An 18,585-nucleotide genomic window follows, 5' to 3' on the forward strand; every position below is an offset into this window, starting at 1 on the left:
GTGTTTGATATCGGTTTTTGGGAACTGGTATTAATATCTGTCGTTGGGTTAGTGGTTTTAGGGCCTGAGCGTTTGCCCGTGGCGATTCGCAGTATTTCCAAGTTTGTTGGACAAGCGAAAAGCATGGCAAACAGTGTGAAAGATGAACTTTCTCATGAGCTTAAGGTGCAAGAGCTGCAAGAAAACCTACGCAAGGCGGAAAAAATGGGTATGGAAGATTTATCTCCAGACCTTAAAGCGTCAGTCGATGAACTCAAGCAGGCCGCTGCTGAGGTTCAACGTCCGTATGCTAAGCCTGAGTCTGATAAGCCAAGTGAGACTAAACCTAGTGTCATGGAAACTGTGGAATCTGAAACCATTCAGGTCAACAGTGAAGCTTCAGCACCGTCAGATAAGAAAGCCGAATAGTCTCGCAAGGAGGAGTCGCCGGATACTTGATTCGCTAGATGTTTAAATAGATATCTATTCAAGTAAATAACTATTCAAGTGGATACCAATTCAACTGGATAGATACACGCGCGGCTCCTTTTCGATCTTCCTGTTTAAGAGGTTTGACATGTCTTCGACTGAGCAGACACAGCCTTTAATTAGCCACCTTCTAGAACTACGTAATCGCCTACTACGTGCGATTGTCGCGGTGCTAGTGATATTTGTCGGGCTAATTTATTTTGCTAATGATATTTATGAATTCGTATCAGCACCTTTGGTAGATCGTCTACCGGAAGGGGCGACGATGATCGCAACCGATGTTGCATCGCCATTTTTCACACCGCTGAAATTAACCTTGATCGCGTCTATATTCCTCGCGGTTCCGTTTATTTTGTATCAGGTGTGGGCTTTTGTTGCTCCGGGTTTATACAAGCATGAAAAACGCTTGATCATGCCGCTATTGGCTTCAAGTTCATTGCTGTTTTACTGTGGTGTGGCGTTCGCTTACTTTATTGTATTCCCGTTGGTATTTGGCTTTTTTACGGCCATATCATTAGGAGGAGTAGAGTTCGCAACCGACATCTCAAGCTATCTTGATTTTGTACTCGCGCTGTTCTTTGCTTTTGGCATTGCCTTTGAAGTGCCTGTTGCGATTATCTTGTTGTGTTGGACGGGGGCAACAACGCCTCAATCTCTGTCTGAAAAGCGTCCTTACATTGTGGTGGGTGCTTTCATCATCGGTATGATGCTGACACCACCAGATATGATCTCGCAAACACTGTTGGCGATTCCAATGTGTATTCTGTTTGAGATTGGTCTGTTTTTCGCACGCTTTTATACGCGTAAGCCAGATGCGGATGAAGAGGAAGAAGCTGAATCTTGATTCGGAATGCTTCAGTAAAAATCACATAATAAAAAAGCGGCCTAGGGCCGCTTTTTTATTATGTCTGTTTATCGAATCTTTAACTGATAGCCACAGTTCTGACATATATAGAGCTCTTTGATGCCCAAAATTTTATGCCATAGGGTTCGATGTTGACGTTGTAAGTGTTGTGAATGGTCACACATAATCAACTACCTCTATATGCAGGTGGTTGATACTATACATGTCACTTAGCTTTCTCAAATAAATTCAGGAAAAATCCGTAATAATTACTTATTAATAGATTTGTCATAAATTAAACAATGCCTTAGCATTTTTGGTGGTTATGTTTTCGACTTCTTCAAGGGTAATTCCGCGTAATTCGGCGATGCGTTTTGCTACTAATTCTGTGTAGGCTGGTTCATTGCGTTTACCGCGATTCGGTGTTGGTGCCAAGTATGGGCAATCTGTCTCTAGAATGACGTAATCCATATCGAGATGTGGGATCACCTTGTCCATCCCAGAGTTCTTAAAGGTCGAAACGCCGCCTAAACCTAAATGAAAGCCTAGCTCGTTGATCGCTTGAGCTTCCTCTAAGCTGCTACCAAAGCAGTGGAATACCCCGCGTAAGCTGCCATCTTGTTCTTTACGAAGTAGGGCAAGTGTCTCTTCAATGGAATCACGAGTGTGGATCACCACAGGTAGATCAAGCTCTTTTGCCCACTGCAGTTGAGTCACAAACGCCATCTCTTGTTCAGCCTTGAAGGTTTTATCCCAGTACAAGTCGATACCAATCTCACCCACGGCGATAAAGTCATGCTTATCAAACCAAGCTCGAATGGTTTTGAGGGTTTGCTCGATATTCGCATCCACATAACAAGGGTGTAAGCCCATCATTGAACGGCACACATCAGGAAACTGCGCTTCTGTTGCTAACATTGGTTCGATAGATTCTAAATCGATGTTCGGCAATAGAATGGTATCAATCCCTTGAGCCAGTGCGCGCTGCACAACTTGTTCGCGGTCTTCATCGAATTCACTAGCGTAAATATGAGCATGGGTGTCGATCATTGTTTTGTCCTGAAAGCGGTCTTTACTGAGTTGTCATGAGTATACGGCAGTGTGAGGAGAAGGTCATTTTTTGCCATTTATCCCTATTTTTGAGTGGGTTTCATATTTTACTGCTAGCGTCCTGAGCCATCAGTGATATGCTTTTGCCTGTATTTAGCACTTTTCATATCTAAGTATTTCGGTGCTTAGACTAGGCAAGGAGAATCTAGTGTCTGTTTCAATTCAAGGTCAATTCCCAGGTCGCCGTATGCGCCGTATGCGTAAGCACGACTTTAGCCGTCGCCTAATGGCAGAAAATCAATTGTCTGTGGATGATCTAATCTACCCAATGTTTATCCTGATGGGTAAAGACCGCCGCGAGCCTGTCGAGTCAATGCCAGGTGTTGAACGCTTGTCGATCGACTACATGCTTGAGGAAGCAGATTACCTGTCAAAGCTGGGTGTTCCTGCGATTGCTCTATTTCCAGTCGTGAACCAAGATGCTAAAAGTTTATGCGCAGCTGAAGCTCATAACTCAGAAGGTTTGGTGCAGCGCGCTGTACGTTTACTAAAAGAGCATGTGCCAAACATTGGCGTTATTACTGACGTAGCACTAGACCCGTTCACCACTCACGGCCAAGACGGCATCATCGATGAAGATGGTTACGTGATGAATGACGAGACGACTGAAGTCTTGATCAAGCAAGCATTATCACACGCTGAAGCGGGTGCTGACGTAGTTGCCCCATCGGATATGATGGATGGTCGCATTGGTAAGATCCGTGAAGCGTTAGAAGAAGCGGGCCATATTCATACTCAGATTATGGCGTACTCTGCAAAATATGCATCGTGCTACTACGGCCCATTCCGTGATGCAGTTGGCAGTGCTTCGAACCTGAAAGGTGGTAACAAGAAGAACTACCAGATGGATCCAGCCAACAGCGATGAAGCGATTCATGAAGTCGCGATGGATCTTAATGAAGGTGCGGACATGGTGATGGTGAAACCAGGCATGCCTTACCTTGATATTGTTCGTCGTGTTAAGCACGAACTGCAAGCGCCTACGTTTGCTTACCAAGTATCTGGTGAATACGCGATGCACAAAGCGGCGATTCAAAACGGCTGGCTGAAAGAGCGCGAAACCGTCATGGAATCACTGTTGTGCTTTAAGCGTGCTGGCGCTGATGGCATTCTTACTTACTTCGCTAAAGATGTCGCAGAGTGGCTTGCTGAAGATAACGCACAAGCTGCTGAGCATTTAAAAGAAAAGTAACCGTGTAGATCTCACTTAAGTGATCAGTAAAGGGTTGGCCATTGTGCCAGCCCTTTCGTTTATAAGGATGAATAAGATGTCAGTTGTCGTACGTGAAGGTTCTTTAGAAGAAGTGGTGTCTGTGATCGAGCAGATCTCTGAGTTCGCTAAAAAAGAGAGTGTCGCTTCTCTGTCAGAGCGGCTGGCAGGGAAAAAGAGCCTTATCTTAGTGGCTGAAGAAGCTGGCGTGTTGCTTGGCTTTAAGATCGGCTATGAATTGGATCAAGATACTTTTTACAGCTGGTTTGGTGGCGTGTCACCGCTCGCGAGGAACAAAGGCGTTGCACAGGCGCAATTAGACGTTCAGGAACAGTGGGCGAAAGAGCAGGGCTACAGACAGTTAAAGGTTAAGTCTCGTAACCAGTTCCCTGCAATGTTGCGCCTGTTATTGAGAAACGGTTACCTAATCGAAAGATTTGAAGAAAAAGAAGACATTAATGACCATAGAATCCATTTTTTGAAGCAAATTTAAGCACTGCTGTTAACGGTTTATAAATCAAATGAGATTTATTATCATTTAATTGTTGACTATTAAATGAGAATCATTATTATTAACTTCGTCTTAGGGAATGAGGAAATGTTCACAAGGATGTTAAGTACTCAAGTATCTACTTGGTTACCCAACAGAATTCTCGCGAACTTGTACTAAGTTCTTTTTGACACGACATTGCTCACATTGCTTCCAGTGTAATTTATAGCTTTTAGGTAAAGCTGTGGTATTCAATTTGAATGGCTTTACCGGTTTTTGCTAGGCGACATCTTCGGGTGTCGCTTTTTTTTATACCTACCATTTCAACAAGATGCATATTCAGTGGCACGTATTTTTATGAATAAAACGCCATCAGCATTCTTTTCCACAACGCAAGATCGAGAAAAGATCGTTGATCATCTGTTCGATCTGTAAAATTATTCTTTATTTTCAGTTGTTTATTGGTGTTTTTTGAGTTGTTCACCGTAGTTCTCAACAGGGTGGATAAATAATATAAACAGAGTTATCCACAGAACGCTTGCGTCTAAGAACAAAAAATAACAACAAATCGATTATAACGAACACAACCGAGTGAACGGATACAGATCGACAACGTGGAATCCAACCAACAGACGTGGCATTCTTAACAGATAATTTCTGTACTTACTGGATACACAAACATTATGGCTCGTATTCCTGATAATCCATTGATTCTGATCGATGGCTCTTCTTACCTATATCGCGCGTTTCATGCTTACCCTGGCACCATGAGCAATGGTGATATCCCGACTAACGCGGTTTACGGTGTAGTTAACATGCTGCGCAGCATGATGCGTCAATTTGCTTCTGATCGTATTGCGGTTATTTTTGATGCAAAAGGAAAGACGTTCCGTGATGACATGTACCCAGAGTACAAGGCTAATCGTCCACCTATGCCGGATGATCTACGTTGTCAGATCGAACCTTTGCACAACGTGATTCGCGCAATGGGTCTACCACTTATCTCGATCCCAGGCGTTGAAGCGGATGATGTGATTGGTACGCTAGCTTCTCAAGCATCTAAAGCGGGCATGCCGGTTTTGATCAGTACTGGCGATAAAGATATGGCGCAGCTGGTTGATGACAACGTTACTTTGATCAACACCATGACCAACGTGGTTATGGATCGCGAAGGCGTGATAGAGAAGTTTGGCATCCCACCTGAGCTGATTATCGACTACCTTGCACTGATGGGCGATAAAGTGGATAACATTCCTGGCGTTCCAGGTGTTGGTGACAAAACAGCAACTGCTCTACTACAAGGCATTGGTAGCATCGAGAAGTTGTACCAAAACCTAGATGATATTGCCGCTCTTGGCTTCCGTGGTTCAAAGACCATGGCTAAGAAGCTGATTGATAATAAAGACAACGCTGAGATGTCTTACGAGCTTGCAACGATCAAACTGGACGTCGAGTTAGAAGAGACACCTGAGTCGCTTGTAAAAGCACAACCAAATACGGATGAGCTGATTAAGCTATACGGTCAACTGGTCTTCAAATCTTGGTTGAACGAGCTACTTGAAGGTGGCAGTGGTGTGGTTGAGGCGGATGAAAAGTCGGGCGCAGTGCGCAGCAATACGGCATCAACCACTTCTACCGTAGAAATGAACACCTCTGCCGTGACCATTGATCGCAGCAACTACGAAACCATCCTCGATGAAGCGTCATTCAATGTTTGGCTAGAGAAACTGAAAGCGGCTGAAGTATTTGCTTTCGATACTGAAACCGACAGCCTAGATTACATGGTGGCGAACCTCGTTGGCCTGTCATTCGCGACTGAAGAAGGCGTTGCCGCGTACGTGCCGGTTGCCCATGATTACCTAGATGCACCTCAGCAGCTGGATCGCGATTGGGTACTTGAACAGCTTAAGCCGATTCTTGAAGATGATGCACAAGCGAAAGTAGGTCAGAACCTTAAGTTCGATATGAGTGTGCTAGCGCGCTACGGTATCGAGATGAAAGGCATCAAACACGACACCATGTTGGCGTCTTACGTTTTCAATAGCGTAGGTGGCAAGCATGATATGGACAGCCTAGCGCTGCGTTTCCTTCAGCACAGCTGCATCTCATTTGAGCAAATCGCAGGTAAAGGTAAGAAGCAGCTTACTTTCAACCAGATTGAGCTGGGTGAGGCGTCTCCATACGCGGCAGAAGATGCTGACGTGACTTTACGTCTTCATAACCGTTTGATGGAAAATATTGAGCAAGATGAAAAGCTAAAAGCCATCTATGAAGAAATCGAAGTACCCCTGATCCCTGTAATGTCTCGCATTGAGCGTACTGGTGTATTCATCGATGACATGCTGCTGGGCGCTCAATCGCAAGAGATTGCGGTTCGTCTGGATGAGTTAGAACAGAAAGCCTATGAGATTGCAGAGCAAGAGTTCAACATGAACTCGCCAAAACAGCTGCAAGCGATCTTGTTTGAGAAAATGGGTTTGCCAGTTATTAAGAAAACGCCATCAGGTGCACCTTCAACCAACGAAGAAGTGCTGCAAGAACTGGCTCTTGATTACCCGCTACCTAAGCTGATCATTGAGTATCGTGGTCTTGCGAAACTCAAGTCTACCTACACAGATAAACTGCCGAAGATGATCAACGCTGAAACGGGTCGTGTTCATACGTCTTATCACCAAGCGGTGACAGCAACGGGTCGTTTGTCTTCAACAGATCCAAACCTACAGAACATCCCAATTCGTAATGAAGAAGGTCGTCGTATCCGCCAAGCATTCGTTGCACAACATGGCTGGAAGATTCTAGCGGTCGATTACTCTCAAATTGAATTGCGTATCATGGCGCACCTGTCGGGTGATAAAGCGCTTCTGGAAGCATTCCAACAAGGCAAAGATATTCACGCGGCAACGGCTGCTGAGATCATTGGTGTTGATATTGAGCAGGTAACGACTGAGCAGCGTCGTCGTGCTAAAGCCGTTAACTTCGGTCTTATCTACGGTATGAGTGCTTTTGGTTTGGCTAAGCAACTGGGTATTCCTCGTGGGGAAGCACAGCACTACATGGACACTTACTTTGAACGTTACCCTGGCGTAATGCAGTACATGGAAGACACACGCAGCGCGGCTTCAGAGCAAGGCTTCGTTGAAACCATTTACGGCCGTCGTTTGCACCTTCCTGAAATTCAATCTCGTAATGGTATGCGTCGTAAAGCGGCTGAACGCGCAGCGATCAACGCGCCAATGCAAGGTACAGCGGCAGATATCATCAAGAAAGCGATGTTGTTAGTCGATGAGTGGATTCAAGCCGAAGGCGATGGTCGTGTGAAGCTATTGATGCAAGTACACGATGAATTGGTGTTTGAAGTGGAAGAGTCAGCTTTAGCCGAAATTGAAAGTAAAGTACAACAATTGATGGAATCCGCGGCAGAACTAGAAGTGCCGCTTGTGGCGGAAGCTGGCCACGGTGATAACTGGGATCAAGCCCACTAATCAGTTTTTGACCTTATTAAGCAAATTAGTATGAGCCAGTGCACAAACACTGGCTTTTTTTTATCTCAAATAAAGTTAAGTCGTAATAAGAATTTAGGTGTTTTAATAAAACATTCATGAAAAAAAACTACAAAAGTTGTTTTCATTTCTGAGCAATTGTTGTACATTAAATCTCGTAGGGTACAGAGGTAAGATGTTCTATCTTTCAGACCTTTTGTTTCACGTTATTGGATTAGGCTGATTCAGCCGCCCCAGTCAGTATTTGACTGGGGCGTTTTTTCTTGTGCGAAAGAAAAATATTTCCAACCTATCATTCCCCCGTAAAACCTCTCATTTTTAGTGCCTTTTATTACACTTTCTCAAGCACAGTGATAAACCCCTGATCTGCCTTAGATCTGAAATTCGATCAGCTTTTGGTAATTTAAATCCGTCTCTAAGTCGATTGTTTTATCACTTGAAATAACTTTTATTTTACAAGTTATCGATAAAGGATTGATGGATCACGCCTTATTTATCAGTGTATTGAGTCGGTGAATGCTCAATGTAATCCATGATTTTCTGTTGTTTCTCGGTGCTGTATTTCAGTGCTTCGGCGGTGATCTGGATGGATTGTGCCATCGAAGAGATATTGTTGGTCGCTTTTACCAAGGTTTGCTGCATGGGTTTCAGGATAAGCAGATAGATAGCGGTCAAAGCGATAATAATGACGGCGATAACGGCCGCCAGCGCAATGATGATCTTGGTCTGAATGTCATCCAACAGCATTTGACTGGTTTGTTTAAAGGCGAGTCGAGATTGGTCTAAGGCTTGTGGCCGTTGATTGAGTGATGTCTTGGTGGAGCTCGCAAGCTTATTGATACTTTCAACGGTTTGATTGAGGGCTTGTTGCTGGTCGTCGCTTAGGTTGGGGTTGTTGACTATCGCCTGCAAAGATTGCGATATCACCTCAAGAGACTCACTCGCATCTTGGGCGTACTTTTCCATGCCATCGAGGTCTAAGGTCATATCGACATTGATCAGTGGGGCTTGTTCTTGTTCTGCTTCAGAGGCAAACCCTGTCAGTGAGACCAACATAAGTGCAATGATGGCCAATGGTGTTTTCCACATGAGTATTCCTTTCTCATTGTTCTGATTATTTAGATGTGTCTTTTAGTATGGTTCACTTCTATTGGTTTTAGTGGCTAAATCCGATTTTTAACACTAAAAACTTAGGCTTAACTCACTCATTTTTGGGCAAAAAAATACCCCACCTATATAAGGAGGGGCATTGATAAGGCTAAATCACGTGTTGTAAGTGCTCTAACCTATAGCGATAAGTAGAGGAACTACTCTGAGTCGTTGTGCTCTTCGTCTGCTAACTCATCAATGATTTGATCAGCAAGAAGCGCAGGCGCAAACCACTCATCCATCTTGGCACGCAGTTGGTCAACGCCGATGCCCTTCATTGAAGAGAAGACATCAACCGCAACATCACCACCGAAAGATTTTGCATCGTTACGGATTTTCAGTAGCTGTGCTTTACGCGCACCACTTTTCAGTTTGTCTGCTTTTGTTAACAAAACCTGTACTGGGATGCGGCTATCGATAGCCCAGTAGATCATTTGTTGGTCAAGGTCTTTCATTGGGTGACGGATATCCATCAATACCACTAAACCTTTCAGGCTTTCACGTCGTTGTAGGTATTCACCTAGCGACTTCTGCCATTTTTTCTTCATCTCAAGTGGTACTTGAGCAAAGCCATATCCAGGTAAATCGACGATATGACAACCGTCCGTTACCTTAAATAGGTTGATTAGCTGAGTTCGACCGGGTGTTTTACTGGTTTTCGCCAAGCTTTTTTGGTTTGTAACGCGATTTAGCGCGCTAGATTTACCAGCATTGGAGCGTCCTGCAAACGCAATTTCGATCCCTTCGTCTTCTGGTAAATGACGAATATCAGGTGCACTGGTAATGAAATGCGTGTTTTGATAATGAATTTTTACGCTCACTGTTAACTCCATCTCGACTTTGTGTAGTCGATTGATTACTTTTTTGTGAATTTGTGTAAAATAACCGTGCTCGGCATAAGGTCGCCTATTGTACCATGAGTGGCAACATAGAGTGGTACTGGAAGCTTGATAATTATAATGGAATGTCATGAAGAAATTAGCGCTAATTTTGAGTCTTTTAGCCAGCTGCTCAGTATGGGCTCAAGGTAGTATTGAAGCTGGTAAAGCCAAATCACAAACATGTGTTGCCTGCCACGGTGCTGACGGCAACAGCCTGATCACTCAGTACCCTAAGCTGGCTGGTCAACATGAGAAGTATCTAGAGAAGCAGTTAAAAGAGCTTAAGCTAGGTATGACAAGTGGTGGTAAGCAAGGTCGTTACGAACCTGTAATGGGTGCAATGGCGATGCCTTTATCTGAAGAAGATATGGCTGACCTAGCGGCATACTACGCCTCTCTACCTATCTCTAGTAACTCTACTCCTGAAAATGTAGTAGATGAAGGTAAGGTTCTTTACACAGCGGGTAACGCAGAACGCGGCGTAACGGCGTGTATTGCTTGTCATGGCCCTCGTGGTAATGGTACCGAACTTTCTGGTTTCCCTAAGATTTCAGGTCAGCACGCAGATTACATCAAGGCTCAACTTGAAAAATTCCGCGATGGTGACCGTAATAACGACATGAATGCGATGATGCGTGATGTAGCTAAAAAGTTAACAGACGCTGATATTGATACCTTATCGAAGTACGTTGGTGGTTTACACTAATTTGTCGGTTTCTTGCTCTTAGCCAGAGTAAAGGAATGTACGTTCGAGCGAGATTGAAGAGACGCCCCGATCAGTAATGGTCGGGGCGTTTTCTTTTGTATTGGTTTTATTAATGCGTTTTGTGTTTATGTCTGATTTATCAATGTGTGATCGATTTGTGTACAAAAGTGTGAAGTCGCACTCTTGTAGTCTTTTTGTAACACGGTAAAGTAACCGCCATCAGCTAGGAGCTGACTTAGATATGGATGATCATCTAGTCTAACGGTATAGACAGAAATGGATCAGGCTAGGACAGCCCAGCAACAAGGTGTTAGAAAAGGATAGCCAAAACTCATCAGGACGATGAACAACAAACAAATTTGGCATGGAAAGCACCAATAACAAATGGAGATTTGTGTACCAAGTTGAGTATGCAAATTTTGGCCGATATAGGCAGATTTAGAGAGCGATAGGTTTTCCTATCGCTTTTTTTATTGATTTGATGAAAAAACACCCAATACCTCTCCACTATAAACTCAGTTTCTGGTATGTTTCGCATCCCTGTTTAAGGATGTGCTATGTATACTTGTCCCTTATGCCATCACCAAGGCGTGAATCACTATTTTGAAGACAAACGCAGAGCCTATCTGCAGTGTCAGCAATGTGAACTGGTATTTGTTAAACCTGAACAAAGGTTAGAAGCAAAAGAAGAAAAAGCACACTATGATCTCCATGAGAACGATCCTAGTGATGCAGGCTATCGCCGCTTTTTATCTCGCATCGCGGATCCACTAACAGACAAAATTTCATCTAACTCACACGGGTTGGATTTTGGTTGTGGCCCAGGCCCTACGCTATCTATTATGTTAGAAGAAGCCGGACACACCATGGAGTTGTACGATATCTATTACCACCCAGAACCCTCTGTGTTGGAAAAAACGTATGACTTTATGACTGCCACGGAGGTGATAGAGCATCTTTATCACCCAGACAAAGTGTGGCAGCAATGGTTGAATTTAGTTAAACCCAAGGGCTGGATTGGTCTTATGACTAAACTAGTAATAGACGTAGACGCGTTTGCTGGTTGGCATTACAAGAATGACCCGACACATGTCGTCTTCTTTAGTCGTCAAACATTCCAGTTTTTGGCAGAGCGGGATAAGCTCGAACTAGAATTTTTTGGAAATGATGTAATTTTACTGAGGAAAGTGCAGTAATGGGTCGTAGTAAGAAATCAAGAAAGCCGGGAGCACTTGGCGCTCCGGAGCCTATGGTTACTCGTAACCGTAGTGAATCTGATGTTGAAGGTCGTGAACGTAAGCGTGTTAAAAAGCGTAAAGGCCTTAAGTCTGGCAGCCGTCACTCAGATGGTAGCGAAGCAAAACAGCGTAAAGCTGCACAAGCTCGTGATCCACGTTTAGGCAGCAAGAAAAAAATTCCGCTGATCGTTGAACCAGCGAAGAAGCCGACTAAACAAGAGCGCAAGCTATCTAACGAACAAGAGTTAGAGATGCTTGAGAATGACGCTCAACTGAACACACTCCTAGATCGTATCGAAAATGGTGAAAACCTAGGTGCTGGTCTACAGAAGTTTGTTGATGAGAAACTTGATCGTATCGAACACCTAATGGGCCGCTTAGGTCTACTAGAGCCAGAAGACGATGAAGAAGAGATCTTCGAAGAAGCACCGGTTGCCTCTAAGAAGAAAGCGAGCTCTGACGAAGACTTGCTATCTCAATTCGAAGATTTCGATTTAGACAGCTTTAAAGGTTAATAGCCAGTGAACGTAACCTTATTAGCAATTGCTGGTGGAATTATCATTCTCGGCTTGGGCTCTTACGCAGGTTACCTTCTACTTCAAGTGAAGAAGCAGACGGAGTTGCAAAAGCAGCATCAAGCACTAGCCATTGAAAAACGCAACGCGACGATTTACGAAAACGTAAATACTTTGTGCTTAGCGGGCATTCAAGGGCAATGTGACTTACCTGAGATCAGTATCCGAGTGTGTATCATTATGGATAATGTTCAGGGTGATGAGTGTGTCGATTTTGATTCTGAGTATCCTGCTCTTTCTGAGCTGTACCATATCGTAAAAGATATGGCTCGCGGAGAGGCAAGACAGGAACTGACGAAGAAAGAGCGCATGCAGCAGAATCTCACGCGCCATAAGGCAGAGACTCGCTTGAATGATGCGGTCATTGAAGATTTGAAAAGGTTGCAGGAGAAGGTTAAGCCTCTCAACAACCAAATCAACATTCAGATGATCTAGTCACTAAGACTTTTAAATATAGAGGCTTGTTTAACATTCCGTTTTTAGACGCGCTGCTTTTAATACCTATGCATTTAAGACTTTTCATCTTAAATGCATCTTGTTTTTAAGTCGCCTTATCTTTTAATAGACAATGTTAAATGAGCCTTCTTACCTTTTGCGTCTCGTTAATCCCGACGCTTTGTTAGTGATCAAGCTAGCAGTTCTGAGTTTTTGTCTAAAAAATTGATTTTGTCTTGGAACGACCTTACAGGTCGTGTGGCAAAATAACCCGTCTATATTTTAATGTATGTAAAATGATTTGAGAGACCTTAGGTTCTCGCGGATCTAAATTGGAAATACCGCTATGTCGAGCAAGCCAGTAACAACGAATCAGCAAATCGTTTGGGATCAAGAGATCTTAAACAAGTACAACTATTCGGGACCTCGTTACACCTCATACCCAACTGCGTTGGAGTTTCATGAAGCGTTTACCGTCGCTGATTACGACATGGCGTGTACTCAATATCTTGAGCGTCCACTCTCTCTTTACGTGCATATCCCGTTCTGCCACAAGCTTTGTTACTACTGTGGTTGTAATAAAGTCATTACTCGTCACTCGCATAAAGCGGATGAGTACCTTGATGTGATTGAACATGAAATCCGCCAACGCGCCTCTTTATTGAATGGCCGTGAAGTGACGCAATTGCACTTCGGTGGTGGTACGCCAACGTTCTTGACCAAAACACAAATCACTCGTTTGATGAGTATTTTGCGTGAAGAGTTTAACTTCACCGCTGACGCTGAAATCAGTATTGAAGTTGACCCGCGTGAGATTGAGCTAGACGTACTTGACCACCTGCGTAACGAAGGCTTCAACCGCCTGAGCATTGGCGTGCAAGACTTCAATAAAGAAGTGCAGAAACTGGTTAACCGTGAGCAAGATGAAGATTTCATCATTGCGATGGTTAAACGAGCGAAAGAGCTAGGCTTCCGTTCAACTAACCTGGATTTGATCTACGGCCTACCAAAGCAGACTCAAGCTTTGTTCGCTGAAACATTGAAGCAAGTGTTAGAAATGAAGCCGGGCCGTTTATCGGTATTTAACTACGCACACATGCCTCAGCTGTTTGCGGCGCAGCGTAAGATTAAAGACGAAGATCTACCTGAAGCGAAAGAGAAAATGGCTATCTTGCAAGATACCATCGAGACGCTAACGGGAGCGGGTTACCAGTTCATTGGTATGGATCACTTCGCACTACCTGAAGATGAGCTAGCCGTAGCACAGCGTGAAGGTATTCTGCATCGTAACTTCCAAGGCTACACCACCCAAGGTGAAGCTGACTTAATTGGTTTCGGTGTTTCTGCGATTTCTATGGTTGGTGATGCTTACGCACAAAATCAGAAAGAGCTGAAGAAGTACTACGCTCAGGTGAATGACCTGCGTCATGCACTTTGGAAAGGTGTTGCTCTAGACAGTGATGACCTAGTGCGTCGTGAGGTCATTAAACAGCTTATCTGTAACTTTAAGCTTGATAAAACCATGATCGAGTCTGAGTTTTCTGTAGACTTTAATGGTTACTTCAAAGAAGACTTAGGGCTACTGCAAACCTTCATCAATGATGAGTTGGTTGAAGTGGATGACAAAGAAATCCGCGTGACTTTGCGTGGCCGTTTGCTGATCCGTAACATCTGTATGTGTTTTGATAAATACTTACGTGCAAAGGCTCGCCAGCAGCAATTCTCTCGCGTTATCTAATCGCTCGATAGAGAATAGAACAATAAAAAATGCCAGCATCATGCTGGCATTTTTGTATCTGACTCATTCGATTTCTGCCTGGTTTAGGTGAGACTCTCAGTGGTATTTTGTTTGACCTTGGCACTTTGCTTGGAGTTGATGAGGTCGGTAGGCCATTGGTCAAACGGAACTGGGCGACTGTATAAGAAGCCTTGAGCAAGCGGGCACTGCAGCTGCTTGAGAAGTTCAGCCTGTTGCTGTGTTTCAACGCCCTCTGCCACCAAGCTTACTTTGAAGCCCTTAGTGATGTTAACGATGGCCGCGACGATGGAGCTATCTAGGTTCTCTTTATCAAGTTTGCTGACAAAGCTGCGATCGATCTTTAAGCAATCAAATGGCAGTTTGTGTAAATAAGCCAGTGACGAATAGCCGGTACCAAAGTCATCAATCGCAATTGATATCCCTAGTGCTTTTAGAGTCAGCATGTTATCGATGATGGTCGGGTCGTTGTCGACGATGCGTGATTCGGTGATCTCTAGTGTCAGGTTGCTTGCTGGCAGATTTGTGTCTCGCAACGTGCCTTTTACTTGTTCCACAAAGCCACTTTCACTCAGTTGATCGACCGACAGGTTAACGTGAATAGAGAAGTCCTTGCTCCACTTTCCTGATTCAATCGCGATGGCAGTATCTCGACACGACTTATGTAGAATTTGCTTGCCGATATCATCAATGAGCCCGCTCTCTTCCGCGAGAGGAATGAACTCGAGTGGCGAGATCACCCCTTCATCCGTTATCCAGCGAGCTAAAGCTTCTGCTCCTATGGTCGAGCCAGATTCCAGATCAATAATAGGCTGATAAAACGGTTCGAACTGTTGAAGCTCAATCGCTCGGTTCATCCGCGCTAACATCTTGGTGCGATGTCTCGATGCTTTGCCCATTTCAAGGCTATAAATACAGACACTGGTTTTGTCTTGTTTCGCATTGCTCAATGCAATGCTGCTGCTGCGTAGCAGGAGTGTAATGTCGTGAAGATTAGAGACATTCACTATCCCCATCGATACCTTAATCACCACGCTTTCCGATTCCATTGAAAATGGGGAAGCGAAGGTTTGAAGTAAGCGGTTAGTCAGCAGCTGAACATCATCGCTTTGCGTTACGTTTGGCGCGTAGATGGCAAACTCATCACCACCAGTGCGAGCTAGTAGGTATTCGGATGGCAGTGTGCCTCTTAAACGAGCGGCCGCAATGATAAGTAGCTGGTCGCCATTGTAATGACCTAGGCTGTCATTGATGTCTCGGAAGCGATCAATACCAATCAAATACAGTGTGCCTTTTTCGTTGTCGGGGTGTTTCTTGGCAGCGTCAATAAAGCCTTCACGGCTGTATAGCTTGGTTAATGAGTCATAGGTAAGTTGAGACTGTAATGCATGAAACGAAGCCTTTAAGTTGTTGGTCATTTCATTGAATGACTCGACCAACATGCTGGTTTCATATATATGCCCTGTTTTTGGCATGCTCGCGTCCCAATCGCCCTTAGCAAGGCGTTTTGCCGCATCCGCTGTCGAGGTGATGGGTTGGGTTGCGCGATTAAAGGCAATTAATCCTGCAATGACCCCAATGCAGCTCAGTGCTAGCCCAAGCAACCAACTGTTTCTTTGATTTTCTGGCAATTCACCGAGCAGATTGCTTTCAGGGATCGACACCCCAATAAACCACGTGAGCCCGTGCTCATCTTCGTATGGGGTGATTTGGTTGAAGTAGCGTTCGTTGTCTAGGCTAAAACTAAAGCGCTGCTCGCCCAAATTCTCGATTAGGTGGAATTGCTCTACGTAGCTAGCACTCTCACGTATGACTGGATTAGCACTCTCTGTTGCTAGTTTGCGTTGCCCTTTGTTGGTTTGTCCTGTGCCCCATGAAACGACACTGCCTCCGCCTGAGTGCGCGACCAAGCGTTGCTGCTTATCGATGATGTAAACAGAGGCATCCGTTCTATCTTTGAGCTTTCTGAGAAACGCATTGAAGGTATTGATTTTGATGTCGCTGACTACGACGGCTTTGAATTCATTATCATCATAGATAGGCGCTAGAGCAGATAAGGTGATTTCTTGACGTTCGTCAGCATTGGCATAAATTGGTGACCATAACGGTTTTTTCTGTGTCGCAATGGGTGTGTACCAAGGACGGATTCTAGGATCGTAACCTGAAATCACCGATCGAATGTCTTCACTAATTTTGCTGCCACGGTAAATGACCAGCTGATCATTGGTGCGTTCGTCTTGCACCATCAAGGTGTAGCCTTTGTTGGCTTCTTTGCGGAAACCGACGTAGTTACCATCTTCAGAACCAAAGCCGATCGCATCGAGTTGAGGTACAGCAGTGTAATGGTCTGAAAACGTATAAAAAATATAGTCTTGGACCTTACTAAGATTGCCTGCTTGATAAAGATGGTGGTAGCCGATGTTATGGCTGAGCGAGAGGTTGGCGTGAAATGGCTTTTCTAAAAAATTAGACAGGCTTTGATGAACATTGTCAGTCAGTGATGTCAGCTGGCGTGCACTAACATCACTCACCATCTCTTTGTAGCTTAGCTTTTGAGTGAAAACCATTACACCCATAGTGAACAGAAAAATCATCACGAATGGCAGAACCACTGCGGTTCTCAAAGTAATTTGTGTTTTCAAAGACATCTTTAGCTACAACTTTGGTGAATAGTGTACTGTAATTGTACCGACACTATTCAAACCAAGCGACACTTTTTTGGTTAAAAAGTAGCTGCATCGAGAATCATATAAGGTCTAGTACAGTTCTTTGAGTTTACGAGTTAGGGTGTTTCTTCCCCATCCCAAAACCTTAGCTGCATCCTGTTTATGACCATTAGTGTGGTGGAGTGCAGCTTCTAGCAGTATACGTTCAAATTCTGGCAGAGCATAAGTTAGCAGCTCTTTTTCTCCTGAATCAAGCGCACACTTTGCCCAATTAGCGAGCAGTTGCTGCCAGTTATCCCCAGAACCTGAAGTGGTCACGACTTTTTCTTCCAACAATTCCGGTGGTAGATCGGAAGGCAGTATCTCGCTGCCGCTAGCCATCACCGTTAACCAACGACAAATATTCTCAAGCTGACGTACGTTACCAGGCCAATTGAGCTGGTTGAGCTTCAAAATGGTCTCAGGATGCAGTGTCTTCACTTCAACACCGAGCTCTTCGGCGGCGGATGCTAGGAAGTGATGAGTCAGCTTTTCAATGTCTTGTTTACGTTCGCGAAGTGCCGGGATATGGATTCGGATAACGTTGAGTCGGTGGAAAAGGTCTTCACGGAAGTCGCCTTCATGCACTAAGCGCTCAAGATCTTGGTGGGTTGCGGCAACGATACGAACGTCTACCTTAACTGCAGAGTGACCGCCGACACGATAGAACTGACCATCAGAAAGTACACGCAACAAGCGAGTTTGGATATCGAGTGGCATGTCACCGATCTCATCCAGAAATAGGGTGCCGCCGTTGGCTTGTTCAAAGCGTCCTTGGCGAACGCTGTTAGCACCGGTAAAGGCACCTTTTTCGTGGCCAAACAGTTCAGACTCGATCAGATCTTTGGGGATTGCTGCCATGTTCAAGGCAATGAAGGGCTTCTTAGCTCTTGGGCTGTGACGATGCAGAGCGTGAGCGACCAATTCTTTACCGGTACCCGATTCACCATTGATCAGCACGGATATGGATGAGCGAGACAAACGGCCAATCGCTCGGAAAACCTCCTGCATTGCCGGTGCTTCACCGATGATTTCTGGCGCGTTGGTGTCTTCAGCGACCTCACTGGCTTGTTCGCGTTTCTGCTCTTGGCTGTGCGCGATCGCTCGTTCGACTAGAGTCAGTGTTTCATCAATATCGAACGGCTTTGGAAGATATTCAAAGGCGCCTTTTTGATAAGCATTCACCGCCGCATCAAGGTCTGAGTGCGCGGTCATAATGATCACGGGCAGGTCGGGAGAGCGTTGATGAACCTGATGCAACAGCTCAATCCCGTCAATGCCGGGCATGCGAATGTCAGACACCAATACGTCCGGTGTCTCGCGCTCAAGCGCAAGCAACACGCTCTCAGCATCAGCAAATGTTTCACACTTAATATCCGCAGATGAAAGTGTTTTCTCTACTACCCAGCGGATAGAGCTGTCGTCATCGACGACCCAAACGTATCCCTTACTCATAATTCAATTCCTTTGCAGCCAAATCTATTGTGATAATCATTGTTGTTTTTATGATGTCTTAAT

At 44.7% G+C, this 18,585-nt stretch carries 15 protein-coding genes; 10 read left to right on the forward strand and 5 right to left on the reverse strand.

The features are described 5' to 3' along the window. Together tatB and tatC are read left to right on the forward strand one after the other, a co-directional pair. Entirely contained in the window at positions 1-408 is a 408-nt protein-coding gene (gene tatB, locus AB4263_RS03775) for a Sec-independent protein translocase protein TatB (RefSeq protein WP_017060155.1), read from the forward strand. Positions 409-556: 148 nt separating this feature from the next. Beyond that, the gene (tatC, locus tag AB4263_RS03780; protein WP_017060156.1) at positions 557-1,312 is read left to right on the forward strand and encodes a twin-arginine translocase subunit TatC; all 756 of its coding nucleotides are present in this window, start codon (positions 557-559) and stop codon (positions 1,310-1,312) included. Between the two features lie 288 nt (positions 1,313-1,600). Here the strand turns inward: tatC and AB4263_RS03785 are convergent, their stop codons facing one another. Continuing rightward, positions 1,601-2,362: a TatD family hydrolase gene (locus tag AB4263_RS03785; protein ID WP_017063053.1), complete on the reverse strand. Its 762-nt coding sequence runs from the start codon at positions 2,360-2,362 to the stop codon at positions 1,601-1,603. Between the two features lie 208 nt (positions 2,363-2,570). Here AB4263_RS03785 and hemB point away from each other — a divergent pair, with 208 nt between their 5' ends. From hemB to polA, 3 genes are all read left to right on the forward strand, one after another. Continuing rightward, positions 2,571-3,614, forward strand: coding sequence for a porphobilinogen synthase (gene hemB, locus AB4263_RS03790; protein WP_017060158.1), 1,044 nt, complete (start codon positions 2,571-2,573; stop codon positions 3,612-3,614). 76 nt (positions 3,615-3,690) lie between these two features. Beyond that, positions 3,691-4,125, forward strand: coding sequence for a GNAT family N-acetyltransferase (locus tag AB4263_RS03795; protein ID WP_372097551.1), 435 nt, complete (start codon positions 3,691-3,693; stop codon positions 4,123-4,125). Between the two features lie 680 nt (positions 4,126-4,805). Then, positions 4,806-7,604: a DNA polymerase I gene (gene polA / locus AB4263_RS03800; RefSeq protein ID WP_372097553.1), complete on the forward strand. Its 2,799-nt coding sequence runs from the start codon at positions 4,806-4,808 to the stop codon at positions 7,602-7,604. 507 nt (positions 7,605-8,111) lie between these two features. On the opposite strand, the gene AB4263_RS03805 is transcribed toward polA, so the two are convergent. After that, entirely contained in the window at positions 8,112-8,711 is a 600-nt protein-coding gene (locus AB4263_RS03805; RefSeq protein WP_372097555.1) for a GTP-binding protein, read from the reverse strand. A 218-nt stretch (positions 8,712-8,929) separates the two neighbouring features. After that, on the reverse strand, positions 8,930-9,592 hold the full coding sequence (gene yihA / locus AB4263_RS03810; RefSeq protein ID WP_372051193.1) for a ribosome biogenesis GTP-binding protein YihA/YsxC: 663 nt from the start codon (positions 9,590-9,592) through the stop codon (positions 8,930-8,932). 148 nt (positions 9,593-9,740) lie between these two features. On the opposite strand from yihA, the gene AB4263_RS03815 reads away from it, so the two are divergent. From AB4263_RS03815 to hemN, 5 genes are all read left to right on the forward strand, one after another. Continuing rightward, positions 9,741-10,358, forward strand: a complete 618-nt coding sequence (locus tag AB4263_RS03815) for a cytochrome c (protein ID WP_012602993.1) — start codon at positions 9,741-9,743, stop codon at positions 10,356-10,358. 557 nt (positions 10,359-10,915) lie between these two features. Beyond that, the gene (locus AB4263_RS03820) at positions 10,916-11,554 is read left to right on the forward strand and encodes a class I SAM-dependent methyltransferase (protein ID WP_010433503.1); all 639 of its coding nucleotides are present in this window, start codon (positions 10,916-10,918) and stop codon (positions 11,552-11,554) included. Then, a complete protein-coding gene (gene yihI, locus AB4263_RS03825) occupies positions 11,554-12,111 on the forward strand; it encodes a Der GTPase-activating protein YihI (protein WP_017060163.1) in 558 nt (185 codons plus the stop codon). The genes AB4263_RS03820 and yihI overlap by 1 nt, the downstream gene beginning before the upstream one ends. A gap of 6 nt (positions 12,112-12,117) precedes the next feature. Beyond that, positions 12,118-12,606: a DUF2489 domain-containing protein gene (locus AB4263_RS03830; protein WP_372097557.1), complete on the forward strand. Its 489-nt coding sequence runs from the start codon at positions 12,118-12,120 to the stop codon at positions 12,604-12,606. A gap of 346 nt (positions 12,607-12,952) precedes the next feature. Further along, a complete protein-coding gene (gene hemN, locus AB4263_RS03835) occupies positions 12,953-14,344 on the forward strand; it encodes an oxygen-independent coproporphyrinogen III oxidase (protein ID WP_372097559.1) in 1,392 nt (463 codons plus the stop codon). Between the two features lie 83 nt (positions 14,345-14,427). Here the strand turns inward: hemN and AB4263_RS03840 are convergent, their stop codons facing one another. Together AB4263_RS03840 and glnG are read right to left on the reverse strand one after the other, a co-directional pair. After that, positions 14,428-17,010, reverse strand: a complete 2,583-nt coding sequence (locus tag AB4263_RS03840; protein WP_017063058.1) for a GGDEF and EAL domain-containing protein — start codon at positions 17,008-17,010, stop codon at positions 14,428-14,430. A 108-nt stretch (positions 17,011-17,118) separates the two neighbouring features. Continuing rightward, positions 17,119-18,522, reverse strand: a complete 1,404-nt coding sequence (gene glnG, locus AB4263_RS03845) for a nitrogen regulation protein NR(I) (protein WP_017063059.1) — start codon at positions 18,520-18,522, stop codon at positions 17,119-17,121. Positions 18,523-18,585 lie beyond the last annotated feature (63 nt).

Source organism: Vibrio sp. 10N.261.55.C5 (assembly GCF_041470505.1).
In the GTDB taxonomy this organism is placed as follows: domain Bacteria; phylum Pseudomonadota; class Gammaproteobacteria; order Enterobacterales; family Vibrionaceae; genus Vibrio; species Vibrio crassostreae_C.